Below are 18148 nucleotides of genomic sequence, written 5' to 3' on the forward strand. Positions count from 1 at the left end.
CGATCACTTCGAGGGTTATCTTGGTCGCGACGCCAGCGTGCCGCGGCAGTTCAAACCGAGGAGGACGAAGTTTTGCGCATCGGGAAGATAACGATCGGCTCACTCGATGATTGGACGCTGACGCCGGGCTCGGTCACCTCATGGCACCCGACCGCCGCGGCCGCCGAAAAGGCCCGACAAGCCCCGGTCAGCTCCGTGCCGGTCAGTTATATGCAGGGCCAACACCTTCGCAACTACCGCGACCGCACGGCCGCCGGACTGAATTTCTCACGACAGATCATCGCCACCTGTGAGGTCGCCGGGACGTGCGACATCGCCGCCATGAACCACGCCGTCAACACCTACCTGCGCCGGCACGACACCTTCCGCAGTTGGTTCGAGGACACCGGTGACGGGGAGTTCATCAGGCACACCATCGGCGATCCCGCCGACATCGAATTCGCGCCGGTCGAACACGGCGAGATGACGGCTGAGGAAATTCATGCTCACGTGGTGGCCATACCGAATCCGCTGGAATGGGGCTGCTTCACGTTCGGAATCATCCAGAGCGAGAACCATTTCACGTTCTTTGCGGCCATGGATCATGTCCACGGGGACGCGACATTGATCGGCACCACGATGATGGAGGCCAACGGCATGTACACGGCGTTGAGCGGGGGCGGTGAGGCCCTCACTCTTCCCGATGCCGGCAGCTTCGACGATTTCTGCATCCGCGAACGCGAATACACGTCGGCGTTGACTCTTGATTCGCCTGAGGTGCGCGCGTGGATTGACTTCGCCGAGAACAATAATGGGGGCTTTCCCGAATTCCCGCTGCCGCTGGGTAACCCGCAGGAATCCAGTAGGAGCGACATGACCTCCGAACTGTTGATGGACGTCGCGCAGACGGAGCGATTCGAATCGGCCTGCGCGGCGGCCGGCGCGCGCTTTGTCGGGGGCCTGTTCGCCTGCCTCGCCCTGGTGGAGCACGAATTCACCGGCGCCCTGACGTATTACGGGCTCACTCCCCGGGATTCACGCAAAGCCACCGACAATTTCATGACGCAGGGTTGGTTTACCGGCTTGATTCCGATCACCGTGCCGATAGCCGCCGCCTCCTTCGGCGACGCCGCATGGGCGGCGCAGGCTTCTTTCGATAACAGCCTGGACATGGCAAAGGTGCCCTACTACCGCGTGTTGGAACTGGCGCCGTGGCTGAGCTGGCCGCAATCGAACTTTCCGGTGTCGAACTTCTTTCACGGCGGCGCCGCTCCCCTCAACGCCATTCTTGCCGCCGCCGACCTGGGACTCGCAAACAATATCGGGATCTACCCGGACGGCCGGTATTCACATCAGCTGACCATTTATATATTCCGGTACGGCGAGGGCACGGTCATGGCGATTATGCATCCCGACAACCGGGTCGCCCGGAAATCGGTTGTCCGCTATATGGAAGCGATGAAGTCGGTCTGTGTGCGGGTCGCCGGCAGCGGGAGCTGGGGGCGCGTCGCGTAGCGTGGAGCACTTCGATGGCACGTGATGCGAAATCGCGTGGTTTGACCGGGCCCGGTCGAGGGCGGCCGAGTTGCCGCCGACCGGGGGTGAGGGCGGTATGCGACGGCTAGCCGATTTCGTGGTGCGGTGGCCCTGGGCAGTGATCGGGATCTGGGTCGCGATTGCGGTCGCGCTGCCGCTGACCTTCCCATCGCTCGGCGAGATGGCCGAGAGGCACCCGCTCGCCATCCTGCCCAGCGACGCGCCATCGAGCGTCACGGCCCGAAAGATGACCGAGGCGTTTCACGAGTCGGGCTCGGAAAACCTCCTGCTGGTGGTCCTGACCAACGACAAGGGTCTGGGCCCCGCCGACGAAGCCACCTACCGCACACTGGTGGACACGCTGCGGCAGGACACGCGAGATGTGTTGATGCTGCAGGATTTCGTCAGCACACCGGCCCTGCGCTCGGCCGTGACCAGCAAAGACCACAAGGCCTGGGTGCTCCCGGTCGGCGTTGCGGGCGAGCTGGGCACTCCCAGCTCGTATGCCGCGTTCAACCGGATCGACGGCATCGTCCAACGCGTCGTCAGCGGCACGCCGCTGACGGTCAACCTGACCGGCCCCGCGGCGACCGTCGCCGACCTCACGGTCGCCGGCGCTCGGGATCGGATGCCCATCGAGCTGGCGATCGCGGTTCTGGTGCTCGTCGTCCTGCTGGTGATCTACCGTAGCGCGGTCACCATGCTGCTGCCGTTGCTGAGCATCGGCACATCCCTGGTCATCGCCCAGGCGGTGGTAGCGGGCTACTCCCAACTGACCGGGTCGGGCGTCTCGAATCAGTCCGTCGTCTTCCTCAGCGCCATAATGGCCGGCGCCGGAACAGATTACGCGGTCTTCCTCATCAGCCGGTATCACGACTATTTGCGGTCGGGTGCGAATTCCGATGAGGCGGTACAGCGTGCGATGTTCTCGATCGGCAAAGTGATCGCCGCATCCGCCGCCACCGTCGGCTTCACGTTTCTCCTCATCAGCTTCGCCCGGATGGGCGTGTTCAAAACGGTCGGGGCGTCGGCGGCGATCGGGATCGGTGTGGCATTCCTCGCCGCGGTGACGTTGCTGCCGGCCATCCTGGTGCTTGCGGGGCGACGCGGCTGGGTCAAACCCCGGCGCGAACTGACCACACGATTCTGGCGGCGTTCGGGCATCCGCATCGTGCGCCGACCGAAGGTCAATCTGATTGCCAGTGTGCTGGTGTTGATCGTCCTGGCCAGCTGCGCCGGCCTGGTGCGCTACAACTACGACGATCGCAAGGCCCTGCGGACTTCGGCGCCGAGCTCCATCGGGTACGCCGCGCTGAATCGCCATTTCCCGGTGAATCAGTCCATTCCGCAATACATCCTGGTCCAATCGCCGCATGACCTGCGCACGCCCAAGGCCCTCGCGGACCTGGAACAGATGGCGGACCGGGTCAGCCAACTGCCGAATGTCGCTGCCGTCAGCGGCATCACGCGCCCGACCGGCAATGTGCCGGAACAATTCCGGGCGACGTATCAGGCCGGCGCCATCGGCACCCTGCTGGCGGACGGGTCCACCCTGATCAAAGATCACACAGGCGACCTCAACCGGTTGGTCGCCGGCGCGGGCACGCTGGCCGACAACCTCGGCAACGTGCGAGGCCAGGTCGTCCAGCTCGCCGCGAGTGTGCAGGAACTGGAGAGCGCCTTCGCGTCGGCGAAGAACCAGTACAGCGGCGACGCGCTGGTGAAACAGGTCGACCTCACGGCCCAGCTCGTTGACCATGTCAACGCGATCAGCAATTCCATGGGTTGGAACTTCTCGGCGGCCAAGAACGTCTTCGCCTGGATAGGCCCGGTGCTGGCGGCGCTGCAGGGCAACCCGCGATGCGATGCCGATCCGTCGTGCAGCGACACCCGCGGGGCGTTCGAGCAACTGGTCGGCCCGCAAAACCAAGCGGACCTCGATGCGATCAACGAGTTGGCCCATCGACTGCAGGAGTCCCCGGACAAACGGACGCTCAAGGCGTCGACCGACCGCGTGCGCGCCTCGCTGGCCAAGCTCACCAAGGTGTTGCACTCCATGGGGTTGGACAAACCCGGTGGCATGCAAACGAATCTGAACACGGTGCAAGACGGCGCGAACCGATTGGCCGGTGGCAGCCGCCAGGTGGCCGACGCCGTTGCTCAACTCGTCGACCAACTCAAGCAGCTCGGTAGCGGGCTCAACGAGTCGGCGGCGTTTCTGTTGTCACTGAAACGCGATGCGGCACATCCGGCAATGGCCGGGTTCAATATCCCGCCCCAGCTGTTGCAATTGGAGCAGTTTCAGAAGGCGGCCAAGGTCTTCATTTCGCCGGACGGCCACTCGGTGCGGTATTTGGTTCAAACCAAACTGAATCCGTTCAGCACGGAAGCCATGGACCAGGTCAACGCGATCATCGCGGCGGCTCGGGGAGCGCAGCCGAATACCGCGTTGGCGGACGCCACGGTGTCGATGGCCGGATATACCGTCGCGCTGAAGGACACGCGTGACTACTACCAGCACGATATCCGGTTCATCATCGCGGTGACGCTCATCGTCGTCCTTTTAACCTTGATCGCCCTGCTGCGCGCGGTTGTCGCGCCGCTGTATCTGGTTGCTTCCGTGGTCATTTCGTATTTGTCGGCGGTGGGCATCGGCGTGCTGGTATTTCAATATCTATTGGGCCAGCAATTGCATTGGAGTGTGCCCCCGCTGGCATTCGTGGTGTTGGTCGCGGTGGGGGCCGACTACAACATGCTGCTCGTCTCGCGAATGCGCGAGGAGTCTGGACACAGCATGCGTTACGGCATCATCCGGACGCTGGGCTCGACGGGCGGCGTGATCACCGCGGCGGGTCTGATCTTTGCGGCCTCGATGTGTGGCCTGTTGTTCTCCAGCATCAGCACCGTGGTCCAGGGCGGTTTCGTGATCGGGGTGGGCATATTGCTGGACACCTTCTTGGTGCGCACCATCACCGTTCCCGCCATCGCCGCGCTGGTCGGACGGGCAAACTGGTGGCCGTCACAGGGGGGCGTGCCGTCGCCAAAACCGTCACTGGATGGACGCGCCGAGGCGCGGCCCGGTTAGCACCTGCACATGATGTATGTGAGACTACGAGGCGAATTCGAGCGGTCAGGAGTAGGGATGAAGAAACTACTCGCGGGAGTGACGGCGCTGGTAACCGTCGGTGCCACAGGGTGTTTCGGCGTCAATACCGCGACCGCCGACGAGTCGCCCATCGGCGGTCCGCCGACCCCGGGGGCCCCGGGCGACCAGACTGCGTTCGCGCTCGGCGGGGCTCACGTTCTGGGCATCCCCTACGACGAGTACATCCGTCAGGAGGGCGCGCAATGGTTCCCCGGTCAGAAGCGCGAAATCGTCCGTTACCCGGCGGGCCAGGTTCAGGGGCACGTGCTGGAGCGGCTCTTCCCGGGCATCGGCAAGCTCGATGAGCAGTTCCCGGGGCTGGGCGCGGACGGCCCCAGCGTCGGCGAGTCGGTGGACGTGGGAATCGACAACCTCGATGCGGCGATCCGCACCGGCCGCCCGGGTACGGCGATCGGCTTGTCGGAGGGCGCGTTCGTGGTCGACGGCGTGCAGGCTCGGCTGGCGAACGACCCGACCGCTCCCCCGCCGGACAAGCTCAACTTCGCCACGTTCGGCGACCCGATCGGACGTCACGCCTTCGGTCAGAGTTTCCTGACCGCAATGTTCCCGGTCGGCAGCGTCGTCCCCGCGCTCGACTACACCATGCCGCCGCCGTATGAGAGCCAGTACGACACAAACAGGTTCGTGGCCGCGTACGACTCGATCGCGGACTTCCCCGACCGGCCGGACAACATGTTCGCGCTCGCCAACACGCTGCTCGGCCTCGCCACCGGTCACACGGCGGTGGCCTTCACGAACCCGAGCATGGTGCCGCCGCAGAACATCAGGACGACGATCAACTCCAGGGGCGCGAAAGACACGACGATCATGGTTCCGGAAAAGCACCTTCCGCTGGTCATGCCGCTGAAATACGTCGGGATTGACGAGGACACGCTGAACAAGCTCGACGCGATCCTGATTCCCCGCGTGAATGCGGGCTACTCGCGAAACGACGACCCGTCGACCGCCCCGATTCAGGTGGACCCGGTGCACGGCTTCGACCCGGCGGAGGTCACCGCGCCGGCCAACCAGGCGACCTTCGGCGGCGACGCCGACCCGCTCTCGCAGATCCTCGCCGGTGCCACGTCCGTGTTCTCGCACGGCGCAAGCGAAGTTACCGACTGAGCGCGCCTATGTCTCAGTCGTCGATCCTCGCCATGCTGCACGGACGTGCCAGCCTGCGGCCCCACGATGTTGCCTACACGTTCACCGACTATCAGCACGACTGGGACGGTGTGCGCGAGACGCTCACGTGGTCGCAAGTCTCGCGCCGCACACTCAATGTGGCACGGGACCTCGGCCCGCACGGGTCGGTCGGCGACAGGGCGGTGATCCTGGCGCCCCAGGGCCTGGATTACATCGCGGCGTTCCTGGGGTCCATGCAGGCCGGGCTCATCGCCGTGCCGCTGCCGCTGCCGCATCGCGGTTCCAGTGATGCGCGGGTCAGCGCGGTCCTCGCCGACACGTCGCCGTCGGTGGTTCTCACGACGTCCGACGTCGCGGAGGATGTCGCCGAATACGTCGACCGGGCACGCATGGACGATGTCCCCAAGATCGTCGAAATCGATTCGATGAACCTCGATGTCGAGGGCGAAGCAAACGTTCCGACGGATGATTTGCCGACCGTCGCGTATTTGCAGTACAGCTCGGGTTCGACCCGAACGCCGACCGGGGTGATGATTTCGCATCGAAACCTCGAGGCCAATTTCGAACAGCTGATGCGCAGCTTCTTCGTGGACTTCGGAACTAAGTTTCCGACCGAGGCCACGATCGTGTCGTGGTTGCCCTTCTACCACGACATGGGTCTGGTGCTGGGCGTCTGCGCGCCCATCCTGAGCGGCCACCGCGCCGAGCTGACGAGTCCGGTCGCGTTCTTGGAGAGGCCGGCCAGGTGGATGCGAACGCTGGCCGAACATCCGCACACCTGGTCGTCGGCGCCCAACTTCGCCTTCGACCTGGCCGCCCGCAAGACCACCGACAAAGACCTGGCCGGCCTGGACCTCGGCGACGTGCTGGGCATCATCAGCGGCGCGGAGCGTGTCGAGGCGGCCACCCTGCACCGCTTCGTGGATCGGTTCGCGCACTTCAATTTCCGGGACCACATGATGCGTCCCTCATACGGCTTGGCCGAGGCGACCGTCTTCGTGGCGACCGGCACGTGGAGTGAATCCGCGCCGGCGGGCCACTTCGACGCCGAAGAGCTCGGGGCGGGCCGCGTTCGGCCGTGCGCACCCGGAAGGGGAACGGCGACCGCGAAAGCGACGGCGCTCGTCAAGTACCGGGTGCCGCAGTCGCCCATGCTCCGGATCGTCGACAGCGAGACGAGCCGCGAATGCCCGCCCGACGCGGTCGGCGAGATCTGGGTGCACGGCGAGAACGTCGCCGACGGATACTGGCGCAAAACGCCGGCCGAGCAGCGATGCTTCGGCGCCACGCTCGTCGACCCGTCGCCGGGGACGCCCGACGGTCCCTGGCTGAGGACCGGCGACCTGGGTTTCATCCACTCCGGCGAGCTGTTCATTGTCGGCCGCATGAAGGACCTGCTGATCATCCGCGGGCGCAACCACTATCCCGAGGACATCGAGGCGACAGTCCAAGAGATCACGGGTGGTCGGGTCGCGGCGATCTCGGTGCCGGTGAACAGCACCGAGAAGCTGGTCACGGTCATCGAGCTGAAGAAGCGTGGCGATTCCAGCGGGGAGACCCCCGACGTCAGGCACTGGCTCACCTCCATCAAAACCGACGTCACCTCGGCGATTTCCAATAACCACGGCGTGAATGTCGGGGACCTCGTCCTGGTACCGCCCGGGTCCATTCCGACCACGACAAGCGGCAAGATCCGGCGCGCCGCCTGTGTGGAGCAGTACAGCCAGCACCAATTCGCCCGTTTGGACGCCTGAGCCCGCCCGGTGGACGCGCGCGCGCCGGCCGGTAGCGCGCTTCGCATAATGGTTCCACCCCCGCAGCGGCAAAGGAGCCACGATGAGCGCAACCAGCACTGACCGTCCCCTACGCGTCATCCAATGGACGACCGGGAACATCGGGCGGCGCTCGCTGCACGCCATCATCGGGCGGCCCGACATGGAACTCGTCGGCGTGTACGCCCACGGCGAGGAGAAGGTCGGGGTCGACGCCGCCGAATTGGCGGGCTGGCCGGAGCCGACCGGGGTGCAGGCCACCAACGACATCGACGCGCTGATCGCCCTGGGCGCCGACGCGTGTTGCTACAACCCGTTGTGGCCCGACATCGACGAGCTGGTGCGGCTGCTGGAATCGGGGGTCAACGTGTGCACCAGCGCGGCCTGGATCACCGGCGGCAAGCAGACGCCGCAGGACCGCAAGCGAATCGAAGACGCCTGCCGACGCGGCAATTCGACGATCTTCGGCAGCGGCGCGCACCCGGGCATGACCAACATGGTCGGCATGGTGCTGTCCGCCTCGTGCGAGCGCGTCGACGAGATTCGCATCACCGAGTCGGTGGACTGCTCGACCTACGAATCGGCCGAAACCCAAACCGCCATGGGGTTCTCGCAAGACCCCGACACCCCGGGGCTGGCCGACAGTGTGCGCCGGGAGAGCGAGGTCTTCGCCGAGTCGGCCGCGATGATGGCCGACGAGATCGGCGCGAAGCTGGACAAGATGACCTTCGACGTCACGTTCACCGCGGCGACCGGCGACTCGGATCTGGGGTTCATGAAGATTCCCGCCGGAACCGTCGGCAGCGTCTACGGCTACCACCGCGGCTGGGTCGGCGATCGCAACGTCGTCAGCGTCGGGTTCAACTGGACCATGGGCAACCATGTCGTCCCGCCCAAACCACTCGAGCACGGGCACGTCATTCAGGTGTTCGGCCTGCCCAACATGCGCACGGTTCTGCACTGCCTGCCGCCCAAGGACTGGACGGAGCCCGGGTTCATGGGATTGGGAATGATCTACACCGCGATGCCGGTGACCAACGCCGTCCCGGCGGTGGTGGCGGCCAGGCCGGGCATCGTGACGCTGGCGGATTTGCCGCCGGTCACCGGCCGGCTCGCCCGATAGGGCCTATGCCGTTCGCCACAGCCGGCCGCCCCAGGAGGAACGCTTGCGTGCACTATGGTTAGGATGCGTAGCTGAGCAAATTTTCCGTTGACATCGATGTCGTCGGCGATGGTTGGTGAGCTTTGCGGCGAGGCCCGAAGCGGTGGGCGAAAGGCGGTCGGGTGATGGCTGATCCGAAATCAAGTCCTCGCCCCGGTGTCTTGACCCGCGTGCTGCAAAAGGCGTGGATCCCGCTGCTGCTGGTGGTCGTTTTGGCTTTGTCTGCACTCGTGGTGTCACGGCTGCACAAGCTCTTCGGCTCGGAAGATCTCAACGCGAACGCCGGCAAGGGGATCGAAATCGTGCAGTTCAACCCGAAGGTCGTCGTCTACGAGATTTCCGGCGCCCCGGGCACCACGGCAAACATCAACTATTGGGACGAGAACGCCAACACGCATCAGGTCGACAACGCGCCGCTGCCGTGGTCGACGACGATCTCGACCACGTTGCCCTCGGTGAGCGCCAACATCATGGCGCAAAGCAACGGCCCCACGATCAACTGCAAGATCACCGTGGACGGCGTCGTCCGCGACAACCAGAACTCCGACGGCCATAACGCCCAGACCTTCTGCCTGGTGAAGTCCGCATGAGCAATGTGAACAACGAGACCGATTCCGGCGCCAGAAGCGCCGAAGACGACGCAGCCACCGGCCCGATCAGCACTCGCGGCCTGTCGAAGGCCGAGCGCGGCCACCGCCCCTACCTCCCCCACGCGATCCGCATCTTTGCGATCCCGATCATCCTGGGCTGGTTAGTGATCACCGTCTTGGTGAACGTCCTGGTCCCCTCCCTGGAAGTGGTCGGCGAGGCGCATTCGGCGCCGATGACTCCCCTGGACGCGCCGTCGATGAAGGCGATGATGCGGCTGGGCAGTAACTTCCACGAATTCAACTCGAACAGCACCGTGATGATCGTCCTGGAGGGTCAGCAGCCGCTGGGCCCGGACGCGCACAAGTACTACGACAAGCTGATCCGAGACCTGCGCAAGGATCCCGCGCACATCCAGCACATCCAGGACTTCTGGGGCGACCGCCTGACCGCTGCGGGAGCGCAGAGCGCCGACGCCAAGGGCGCGTACGTGCAGGTGAACCTCGCCGGTAATCAGGGCACCACGCAGGCCAACGACTCCGTGGACGCCGTCCGCAAGGTGATCGATGAGAACAAGGCGCCACCCGGCGTGAAGGCCTATGTCACCGGCCCCGCGGCGCTATCCGACGACATGCACATCATCGGTAACGCCAGCCTGGCCAAGATCACGCTGTTCACTCTGGGCGCGATCGCGATCATGCTGCTGCTGGTCTACCGGTCGATCGTCACGACGCTGATCCAGCTTTTCATGACCTTCGTGGCGCTGGCGTGTGCGCGGGGCGTCGTCGCGGTTCTGGCCTATAACAACGCATTCGGGCTCACCACGTTCGCCGCCAACATCCTCACCATGCTGGCGATCGCCGCGGGAACTGACTACGGCATCTTCCTCGTCGGGCGATATCAAGAAGCGTTGGCCGCCGGTGAGGACCGAGAAACGGCTTACTACACCACATTCAAGGGCGTCGCCCCGGTCGTCCTGGGCTCCGGACTGACGATCGCGGGAGCGACCTACTGCCTGAGTTTTACCCGCCTGCCCTGGTTCAACACCATGGGCGCGCCGGTGGCGATCGGCATGCTGGTCGTGGTGCTCGCCGGGCTTTCCCTCGGCCCCGCGGTCGTCTTCGTCGGCAGTCGCTTCCACTTCTTCGAAAGGCAGGCGAAGCGAGGGCGACTGTGGCGCCGGGTGGGCACCGCGGTAGTGCGTTGGCCCGCACCGATTTTGGCCGTCAGCGCCGCCATCGTCCTGGTCGGCATGGTGGCACTGCCGGGCTTCAAGCCCAGCTACAACGACCGTCACTACCTGCCGTTGTCAGCCCCCGCCAATCAAGGGCAAGAAGCCGCGAATCGGCACTTCTCCGAGGCCCGGATGAACCCCGACTTGTTGATGGTCGAATCCAACCATGACATGCGAAACCCGGCCGACATGCTGGTATTGGACCGGGTGGCGAAAAACGAGATGCGCACGCTCGGCATCGCCATGGTTCAGGACATCACCAGGCCGCTGGGCATCCCGATTCAGCACAGCTCGATTCCGTTCCAGAACAGCGTCCAGAGCCAGACGACGATGCAGAACATGGGCTTTCTCAAGGAGCGCATGAACGACATCCTCAAAATGGCTGATGACTTGCAGACCCAAATCGACACCACGCAGCGCCAGTACGAGGTGTCGCTCGATTTGGCCAACGCCGCCGACGACAGCGCCAAGACCACGCAGGTGACGTCGCAGATCACCGACAGCCTGCGCGACCACATCGCCGATTTCGACGACACGTTCCGGCCGGTCCGCACGTACTTCTACTGGGAGAAGCACTGCTACGACATTCCCGTGTGCATCGGGCTGCGATCTTTGTTCGACACGTTCGACGGGTTCGACCAATTGGCCGAGCAGTTCCACTATTTGACGACCGACATCACGCACACCGCCAAAGCGTCACGCGACCTGACCGAGCTGTTTCCCACGCTGATCGCCACTTTGAAAACGACCAGAGGCATCACGCTGACGCTCTATCAGACGTTCAAGGCGATGATCGACCAGATGGAGGCGATGAGCAACACCGGGATCGTCATGGGTCAGAGCTTTGATCAGTCGAAGAACGACGACTTCTTCTACCTGCCACCAGAAGCCTTTGACAACCCCGACTTCCAGACGGGTCTGCGCATGTTCTTGTCGCCGGACGGTAAGTCGGCGCGATTCTTCATCACCCACCAGGACGATCCGATGACGCCGGAGGGAATCGAACGGGTGGCGGCCGAACGCACCGCCGCGCAGGAGGCGCTGAAGCAATCCTCGCTGGCCGACGCCAAGGTGTATCTCGGCGGAACCGCCGCGACGTTCAAGGACATGGCTGACGGTGAGAAGTACGACCTGATGATCGCCGTCATCGCGTCACTGACGCTGATCTTCATGATCATGCTGCTGCTGACCCGAAGCGTGGTGGCCGCGCTGGTCATCGTCGGCACCGCTGCCAGCTCGATCGCGGCGTCTTTCGGTCTGTCCGTGCTGATTTGGCAGGATTTGTTCGGCATCAATATCCACTGGATCGTGATGGCGCTGGCGGTCATCATCCTGTTGGCCGTGGGATCCGACTACAACCTGCTGCTGGTGTCCCGGTTCAGGGAAGAGATCCATCACGGCCTCAAGACCGGGATCATTCGGTCGATGGCCGGGACCGGTGGGGTGGTGACGGCCGCGGGTCTGGTGTTCGCGTTCACCATGGCGTCCATGCTGGGGAGCGATCTGCGCGTGCTCGGTCAGTTCGGGTCGACGGTCTGCATCGGTCTGCTGCTCGACACGCTGATCGTGCGCACACTGCTGATGCCGTCGATCGCTACCCTGCTCGGGCGGTGGTTCTGGTGGCCGCAGGTTGTTCACCCGCGCGGCGACAACGCGCGACGGCCGGTTAGCGCCTAGGCCGATGGTGGCGACCCGCAGCGCCCGGCTACGCCGCGCTTGCGATCGCCACTAAGCTTCGGCGAGCGCCACGCTCACCGCGACCGCGCCCGCGCCGACGTGCAGCGCCAGCACCGGTCCCAGCTCGGTGACGATCGCGGGCTCACACGCCGGTAGCCGCTTGCCCAGCGCCGTCGCCACCTCGGTGGCGCCGTCCGGGTTGTTGACGTGGTGCACCGCCAGGGCTGCGGTGCCGTCGCCGACGACCTGGCAGACCCGGTCGATCATCGCCTCCGTCGCGTGACTGATAGTCCGGACCCGTTGGGCCAGAACGAGTTTCCCGTCATCGATACGCAACAACGGTTTGAGCGCCAACGCGGTGCCCAGCCAGGCCTTGGCGCCCCCGATGCGGCCGCTGCGGCGCAGGTTGTCCAGCCGGTGCACCACGATGAAGGCGTGTCCGCGGGCCACGGCCTCGCGGGCAGCATCCGCGACGGTGTTCAGGTCACCGCCCGTGGCCGCCGCCCGGGCGGCGGCCAGGGCAACGAATCCGGTGCCCATCGCCGCCGATTTGGAGTCGATGACCCGCACGTTGGGATCCAGGTCGGCCGCGGTGCGCTCGGCGGCCCGGCAGGTTCCCGACAGCGCCGACGAAATGTGCACGGCCACCACACCATCGGCGCCGCTGTCGGCCAGCGCCTGTTGGTACGCGTCGGCGAGTTCGGCCGGGGTCGCCGCCGCGGTGGTCGCCGCCAGCTTGTGGATGTCACCCGGAATGTCGTCCACGCCGTCACGCAGGTCGGTGCCGTCGAGCAGGATGTGCAGGGGCACAACACGTATCCCCCACTTGTCGAGCAGGTCGGCCGGCAGACGGGCCGACGAGTCGGTCACCACCACGACAGTCACGAGCGCTACCCGCGGGGTTTCTCGTTCGAGATGCCGGCCTCGGCGAGCGCCTTGAGCATCAGCTCCGCGACCGCCTGGTGGGCCTCGAAATTCCAATGGATTCCGTCGGGGTTTCCCCGTCCGTTCATCACGTGTTCTGCGACAGCGGCTTTGAGATCGACCAGCGGTACATCGTGGCTTTGCGCCCACGCGGTGATGGCGGCCACGGTCCCCGCCCGACCGTGGTGGGCCCGGCCGTAGGTGTCGGCGATGTGCACCGACGGCAGCGAGGCCACGATCGGGATCCCGGGGCGGTTGAAATCGATTGCCCCACGAGTCTGTTCGAGATAGTCGGCGCTCAGGTGCGGCGGCAGGGCGGGCCTGGCCACCGGGGAGAGCCTGGGCTGCAGCCACCCGTAGCCGTCGCGCACCCACCGTCGCAGCCACGGCGGTCGCACGTAGCGGATCAGCTCACGCAGCGCGGTGGGCAGCACCGACGGCAGCGAATCCATGCCGCCGGTGGCGAAGATGACGGCTCCCGCGCGCGGTAGCGCCGCCCACGCCCGCGGGTCCTGGGTTGCCGCCCACCAGACGTCCCGACACGTCCAGCCGATGCGACCGATCAGTTCCACATCCCAATCCAATTGGGCGGCAACGATGTTCGGCCAGATACGGGGATCGTCGGCTGGTAGGCCGCCGGTGGGGCCATAGTAGGCCAGCGAGTCGGCGAAGATCAGCAGTGTGGGACGTTGTTCAGAGGACATCGTTGGACACCTGCGCCGAGGCGTTCCATACGTCCAGACGCCAGCGGATGCTCTCGAATTCGTCGTCCTCGTCGCCGGAATGGCCGGAAAGCTGAACCCAGCTGGCGTTGCCCATGCCACCCAGAACCGGCCAGTTGCCGACGGGAAGCTTCAACAACGCGGCCGACAGCGCGGCGATCAGCCCGCCGTGGGCCACCAGCACCACCGGGCGGTCCGGCCCGTCGGGATCACCCCATTCCGGCTCGGCGGCGGCCAGTTCGGCGACCAACGGCACGCTGCGCGCCGCGACGTCCACCCGGCTTTCGCCGCCATGCGGGGCCCAGGTGGCGTCTTCGCGCCAGGCCAATCGGGCGCCGGGGGCCTGCGCGTCGACCTCGGTATGGGTCAATCCCTGCCAGTCACCCAGATGCGTCTCCCGCAGCCGCTGATCCACCCGGATCGCCAAGCCGGTCACCTCCCCCAGCCTGACCGCGGTGTCGTAGGCGCGATGCAGGTCCGACGACACGATCAGCAACGGCTGCACCTTGCCCAGCACCTCGGCGGCGGCGATGGCCTGCGCCCGTCCGAGTTCGCTGAGTTCGGAATCCAGCTGGCCCTGCATCCGGCTGCCGGCGTTGAACTCGGTTTGCCCGTGCCGCAACATGATCAGCCGACGAATCTTCATTGCGCGCTCGAGTCTTCGGAGTCCCCGCCGCGCTCGTCCAGGTCCACCGGCACCACCGGGCAGTCGCTCCACAACCGGTCCAGGGCATAGAAGTCGCGGTCGTCCTGGTGCTGAATGTGGACGACGATGTCGCGATAGTCCAGCAGCGTCCAGCGGCCTTCGCGGGTGCCCTCGCGCCGCGCGGGTTTGTAGCCCGCCTTGCGCATTTTCTCCTCGACCTCGTCGACGATGGCGTTGACCTGTCGCTCGTTGGACGCCGAGGCGATCACGAAGCAGTCGGTGATGGCGAGCTGGGCGGAGACGTCGATGACGACGACGTCGTCGGCGAGCTTCGCGGCGGCGGCGCCGGCGGCCACCGTCGCCATGTCGATGGCTTCCCGCGTGGCGCTCACCTGGGCTCCTCGCCGCCCGGCTTGCTGTAGAGCCGCCGCTTGGAGACGTACTGCACGACGCCGTCGGGCATCAGGTACCACAGCGGACGGTGCTCCTCGGCGCGGCGGCGGCAGTCGGTCGACGAAATCGCCAGCGCCGGAATCTCGACGAGCGTCAACGCGTCATCGGCGAGCTCGCCCAGGACGCCGGTGATGTGGTCGTGGCTCAACTCGTAGCCGGGGCGGCTGACGCCGACGAAGCGGGCCAGGTCGAACAGTTCCTCCCAGCCTTGCCAGGACAGGATGGATTCCAGCGCGTCGGCGCCGGTGATGAAGAACAGCTGGGAATCCGGGTTCAGCGCGCGCAGGTCGCGCAGCGTGTCCTTGGTATAGGTGGGGCCGGCGCGGTCGATGTCGACCCGGCTCACCGAGAACCGGGGATTGGACGCCGTGGCGATCACCGTCATCAGATAGCGGTCCTCGGCGGCGGAGACGTCGCGGTCCTTCTGCCAGGGCTGGCCGCTGGGCACGAACACGACTTGGTCGAGGTCGAACAGGTCGGCGACCTCACTGGCGGCAACCAGGTGGCCGTAATGGATGGGGTCGAACGTCCCACCCATCACTCCTAACCTGCGAAGCTGCTTTTGCACGATGTGCCAGCTTACTTGAGGCGGTGATCAGGGCCTGTCCGAGCTGTCGTCACATGCGCCCCATCAGTCCCCGCTCGGGGTCGCATGCCTTGTGCCCACCTCCGAGCGACAACACCGGAGGCGGGCCGGCTTGTCGCTCGGAGGTGGGCGCAAGCAGTGTCGTCTCGGACGGAGACTGCCGTGACTGGTGTGACAAGAGGTGCGGCCAGGACCTCCCACGGGCAGCCGTGGCCTCACACGGGCAGCAGCGACCTCACACGGGCAGCAGCTGGTCGATCACCGCGGCCAACTGCTTGGCGGACCGGCATTCGTGCATGGCGATGACCTCTTGATAGCGCGGCACCGCCGAGTCGCCGCTTCCCCACAGATGCTTGGGCTCGGGGTTCAGCCAGTGTGCGTGCCGGCTGGCGGTCACCATGTGCGACAGCAGCTCGGTTTCCGGGTTGCGGTAGTTGGTGCGGCCATCCCCCAGCACCAACAGCGAGGTGCGCGGGGAGAGCACGTTCGGGAACGCCTGCACGAAAGACGCAAACGCGTTGCCGTAGTCGGAATGGCCGTCGCGGCTGTAGACGCCCGACTCGCGGGTGATCCGCTGGATGGCCACGGCCAGGTCGGCCTCGGGCCCGAACATGTGGGTCACTTCGTCGGTGGTGTCGATGAACGCGAACACGCGAACGCGCGAGAACTGTTGGCGCAGAGCGTGTACCAGAAGCAGGGTGAAGTGACTGAAGCCGGCGACCGAGCCGGAGACGTCGCACAGCACCACCAGTTCGGGCCGGGCGGGGCGCGGCTTGGCCAGCACCACGTCGATCGGCACCCCGCCCGTGGACATCGACTTGCGCAGCGTCTTGCGGAGATCGATCGACCCGGCGCGGCTGCGCCGCCGGCGCGCGGCCAGCCGGGTCGCCAGGGTCCGCGCCAACGGCGCGACCACCCGGCGCATCTGGCGCAGCTGCTCGCCGGAGGCGCGCAGGAATTCGACGTTCTCGGAAAGCTGGGGTATGCCGTACATCTGGACGTGATCGCGGCCCAGTTGCTCCGCGGTCCGCCGCTTGGTCTCAGCGTCGACCATCTTGCGCAGCTGGGTGATCCGCTGCGCCGCAAGGGCTTTGGCGATCTCCTCCTGTGTGGGTGTGGGTTCGTCGCCGTAGGAGGCGAGCAGCCCGGCCAGCAGCTTGCCCTCGAGTTCGTCCAGGGCCATCGCCTTGAGCGCCTGGTAGGACGAGAAGGACGGGCCCCGGCTGGAACTGTATTTCCCGTAGGCCTCTACGATGCGGGCGATCATCGCCACCAGGCGCTCGTCCATGTCGGCCAGATCGGGGTTGTCGGCCAGCAGATCCAGCAGCATCTGGCGCATCGCCTCGACGTCGTCGGGTGGCAACGCGTTGTCGTCTGGGGTGTCGTCGGCCTCGTCCTCGGCGACCACCGCGCGCGCGCCCAGCGCCGCCGGGAACCACAGGTCGAACATGGCGTCATACGTTTCGCGATGATCCGACCGGCGCAACACCGCGCACGCGATCCCCTCGCGCAGCACCTCGCGGTTGCCCAGACCGAGGGTGGCCATCACCCGGCCGGCGTCCACCGTCTCCGACGGGCCGACCGAAATCCCCGCTGCCCGAAGCGCTTCCACGAAGCCGACCAGGTGCCCGGGCAGCCCGTGCGGGGCGAGCGGCCGGGAGGGGCGTATGCGGCGGGCGGCCATGGCGGTGTTCCTAGTTAAGCCGCAGCTCGCCGGCCGCGCGCTGTTGGTCGGATTGATGCTTGAGCACCACGCCCAGTGTGGCGGCGACGACCGCGTCGTCGATGGTGTCCAGGCCCAGCGCGAGCAGCGTGCGGCCCCAGTCGATGGTCTCGGCGATGGACGGCACCTTCTTGAGTTGCATCCCGCGCAGCACGCCGATGATGCGCACCAGCTCCTCGGCCAGGTGTGCGGGCAGCTCGGGAACGCGGGACAACAGGATGCGGCGTTCCAAATCGGGGCTGGGAAAGTCGATGTGCAGGAACAGGCAGCGACGCTTGAGCGCCTCGGACAGTTCGCGGGTCGCGTTGGAGGTCAGCACCACCAGGGGCGTGCGCTCGGCGGTGATCGTGCCCAGTTCGGGCACGGTCACGGCGAAGTCGGACAACACCTCCAGCAGCAGGCCCTCGATCTCGATGTCGGCCTTGTCGGTCTCGTCGATGAGCAGCACCGTGGGCTCGGTGCGCCGAATGGCGGTCAGCAGCGGACGCTGCAGCAGGAACTCCTCGCTGAACACGTCGTCCTTGGTCTGGTCCCAGTCCCCGGAGCCGGCCTGGATGCGCAAAATCTGCTTGGCGTGGTTCCATTCGTAGAGCGCGCGGGCCTCGTCGACCCCCTCGTAGCACTGCAGGCGCACCAGGCCCGACCCCGTGGCCTGGGCCACGGCGCGGGCCAATTCGGTCTTGCCCACGCCGGCCGGGCCCTCCACCAACAACGGCTTGCCGAGGCGGTCGGCCAGGAACACGGCCGTCGCGGTGGCGGTGTCGGGCAGGTAGCCGGTCTCGGCCAACCGCCGCGAGACGTCGTCGATGTCCTCGAACAGCGGCTTTGACCGGGCGGGCACACTCACAATCGGTT

At 66.0% G+C, this 18148-nt stretch carries 14 protein-coding genes; 7 read left to right on the forward strand and 7 right to left on the reverse strand.

Going from position 1 to position 18148, the window contains the following annotated elements:
- Positions 1 to 72 precede the first annotated feature (72 nt).
- The 7 genes from QGN30_RS19755 (at position 73) to QGN30_RS19785 (ending at position 12239) form a co-directional block, all read left to right on the forward strand.
- A complete protein-coding gene (locus QGN30_RS19755) occupies positions 73 to 1494 on the forward strand; it encodes a condensation domain-containing protein (RefSeq protein WP_201358769.1) in 1422 nt (473 codons plus the stop codon).
- 97 nt (positions 1495 to 1591) lie between these two features.
- Positions 1592 to 4600 (forward strand): MMPL/RND family transporter, encoded by a 3009-nt coding sequence (locus tag QGN30_RS19760; RefSeq protein WP_248923579.1) that lies wholly within the window; start codon positions 1592 to 1594, stop codon positions 4598 to 4600.
- A gap of 57 nt (positions 4601 to 4657) precedes the next feature.
- Positions 4658 to 5785, forward strand: coding sequence for an acyltransferase PE (gene pe / locus QGN30_RS19765; protein WP_136243989.1), 1128 nt, complete (start codon positions 4658 to 4660; stop codon positions 5783 to 5785).
- A gap of 8 nt (positions 5786 to 5793) precedes the next feature.
- A complete protein-coding gene (locus QGN30_RS19770) occupies positions 5794 to 7560 on the forward strand; it encodes an AMP-binding protein (protein WP_225346106.1) in 1767 nt (588 codons plus the stop codon).
- Between the two features lie 82 nt (positions 7561 to 7642).
- Positions 7643 to 8701 carry an NAD(P)H-dependent amine dehydrogenase family protein gene (locus tag QGN30_RS19775; protein WP_009953591.1) on the forward strand — a complete coding sequence of 353 codons (1059 nt, stop codon included), beginning with the start codon at positions 7643 to 7645 and terminating at the stop codon, positions 8699 to 8701.
- A gap of 164 nt (positions 8702 to 8865) precedes the next feature.
- On the forward strand, positions 8866 to 9330 hold the full coding sequence (locus QGN30_RS19780) for an MmpS family transport accessory protein (RefSeq protein WP_172417500.1): 465 nt from the start codon (positions 8866 to 8868) through the stop codon (positions 9328 to 9330).
- A complete protein-coding gene (locus QGN30_RS19785) occupies positions 9327 to 12239 on the forward strand; it encodes an MMPL/RND family transporter (protein WP_009953589.1) in 2913 nt (970 codons plus the stop codon). Before QGN30_RS19780 ends, QGN30_RS19785 begins: the two co-directional genes overlap by 4 nt.
- A 51-nt stretch (positions 12240 to 12290) precedes the next feature.
- Here QGN30_RS19785 and QGN30_RS19790 read toward each other — a convergent pair whose 3' ends face one another.
- The 7 genes from QGN30_RS19790 to QGN30_RS19820 all read right to left on the reverse strand — a co-directional run bounded on the left by QGN30_RS19790 (position 12291) and on the right by QGN30_RS19820 (position 18140).
- Positions 12291 to 13124: a DegV family protein gene (locus tag QGN30_RS19790; protein ID WP_014711134.1), complete on the reverse strand. Its 834-nt coding sequence runs from the start codon at positions 13122 to 13124 to the stop codon at positions 12291 to 12293.
- Between the two features lie 5 nt (positions 13125 to 13129).
- Positions 13130 to 13867 carry a diglucosylglycerate octanoyltransferase gene (gene octT / locus QGN30_RS19795; RefSeq protein ID WP_008255242.1) on the reverse strand — a complete coding sequence of 246 codons (738 nt, stop codon included), beginning with the start codon at positions 13865 to 13867 and terminating at the stop codon, positions 13130 to 13132.
- Complete coding sequence (gene gpgP / locus QGN30_RS19800) at positions 13857 to 14531, reverse strand: glucosyl-3-phosphoglycerate phosphatase (RefSeq protein ID WP_008255240.1); 675 nt, start codon at positions 14529 to 14531, stop codon at positions 13857 to 13859. Before gpgP ends, octT begins: the two co-directional genes overlap by 11 nt.
- Positions 14528 to 14923: a ribosome silencing factor gene (gene rsfS / locus QGN30_RS19805; protein WP_008255239.1), complete on the reverse strand. Its 396-nt coding sequence runs from the start codon at positions 14921 to 14923 to the stop codon at positions 14528 to 14530. The genes gpgP and rsfS overlap by 4 nt, the downstream gene beginning before the upstream one ends.
- Positions 14920 to 15522 carry a nicotinate-nucleotide adenylyltransferase gene (gene nadD / locus QGN30_RS19810; protein WP_009953587.1) on the reverse strand — a complete coding sequence of 201 codons (603 nt, stop codon included), beginning with the start codon at positions 15520 to 15522 and terminating at the stop codon, positions 14920 to 14922. Before nadD ends, rsfS begins: the two co-directional genes overlap by 4 nt.
- Positions 15523 to 15805: 283 nt before the next feature.
- Complete coding sequence (locus QGN30_RS19815) at positions 15806 to 17254, reverse strand: vWA domain-containing protein (protein ID WP_009953585.1); 1449 nt, start codon at positions 17252 to 17254, stop codon at positions 15806 to 15808.
- Positions 17255 to 17264: 10 nt separating this feature from the next.
- Entirely contained in the window at positions 17265 to 18140 is an 876-nt protein-coding gene (locus tag QGN30_RS19820) for an AAA family ATPase (protein ID WP_008255233.1), read from the reverse strand.
- Positions 18141 to 18148 lie beyond the last annotated feature (8 nt).

Origin of the sequence: Mycobacterium sp. 3-98, assembly GCF_035918355.1 — a bacterium.
GTDB lineage: Bacteria > Actinomycetota > Actinomycetes > Mycobacteriales > Mycobacteriaceae > Mycobacterium > Mycobacterium intracellulare.

Excerpts from the sequence above, each read along its gene's own strand:
- QGN30_RS19760 (WP_248923579.1), top strand. The coding sequence starts at position 1,592 with ATGCGACGGCTAGCCGATTTCGTGGTGCGGTGGCCCTGGGCAGTGATC.
- pe (WP_136243989.1), top strand. The coding sequence starts at position 4,658 with ATGAAGAAACTACTCGCGGGAGTGACGGCGCTGGTAACCGTCGGTGCC.
- QGN30_RS19770 (WP_225346106.1), top strand. The coding sequence starts at position 5,794 with ATGTCTCAGTCGTCGATCCTCGCCATGCTGCACGGACGTGCCAGCCTG.
- QGN30_RS19775 (WP_009953591.1), top strand. The coding sequence starts at position 7,643 with ATGAGCGCAACCAGCACTGACCGTCCCCTACGCGTCATCCAATGGACG.
- QGN30_RS19780 (WP_172417500.1), top strand. The coding sequence starts at position 8,866 with ATGGCTGATCCGAAATCAAGTCCTCGCCCCGGTGTCTTGACCCGCGTG.
- QGN30_RS19785 (WP_009953589.1), top strand. The coding sequence starts at position 9,327 with ATGAGCAATGTGAACAACGAGACCGATTCCGGCGCCAGAAGCGCCGAA.
- octT (WP_008255242.1), bottom strand. The coding sequence starts at position 13,867 with ATGTCCTCTGAACAACGTCCCACACTGCTGATCTTCGCCGACTCGCTG.
- gpgP (WP_008255240.1), bottom strand. The coding sequence starts at position 14,531 with ATGAAGATTCGTCGGCTGATCATGTTGCGGCACGGGCAAACCGAGTTC.
- nadD (WP_009953587.1), bottom strand. The coding sequence starts at position 15,522 with ATGGGTGGGACGTTCGACCCCATCCATTACGGCCACCTGGTTGCCGCC.
- QGN30_RS19815 (WP_009953585.1), bottom strand. The coding sequence starts at position 17,254 with ATGGCCGCCCGCCGCATACGCCCCTCCCGGCCGCTCGCCCCGCACGGG.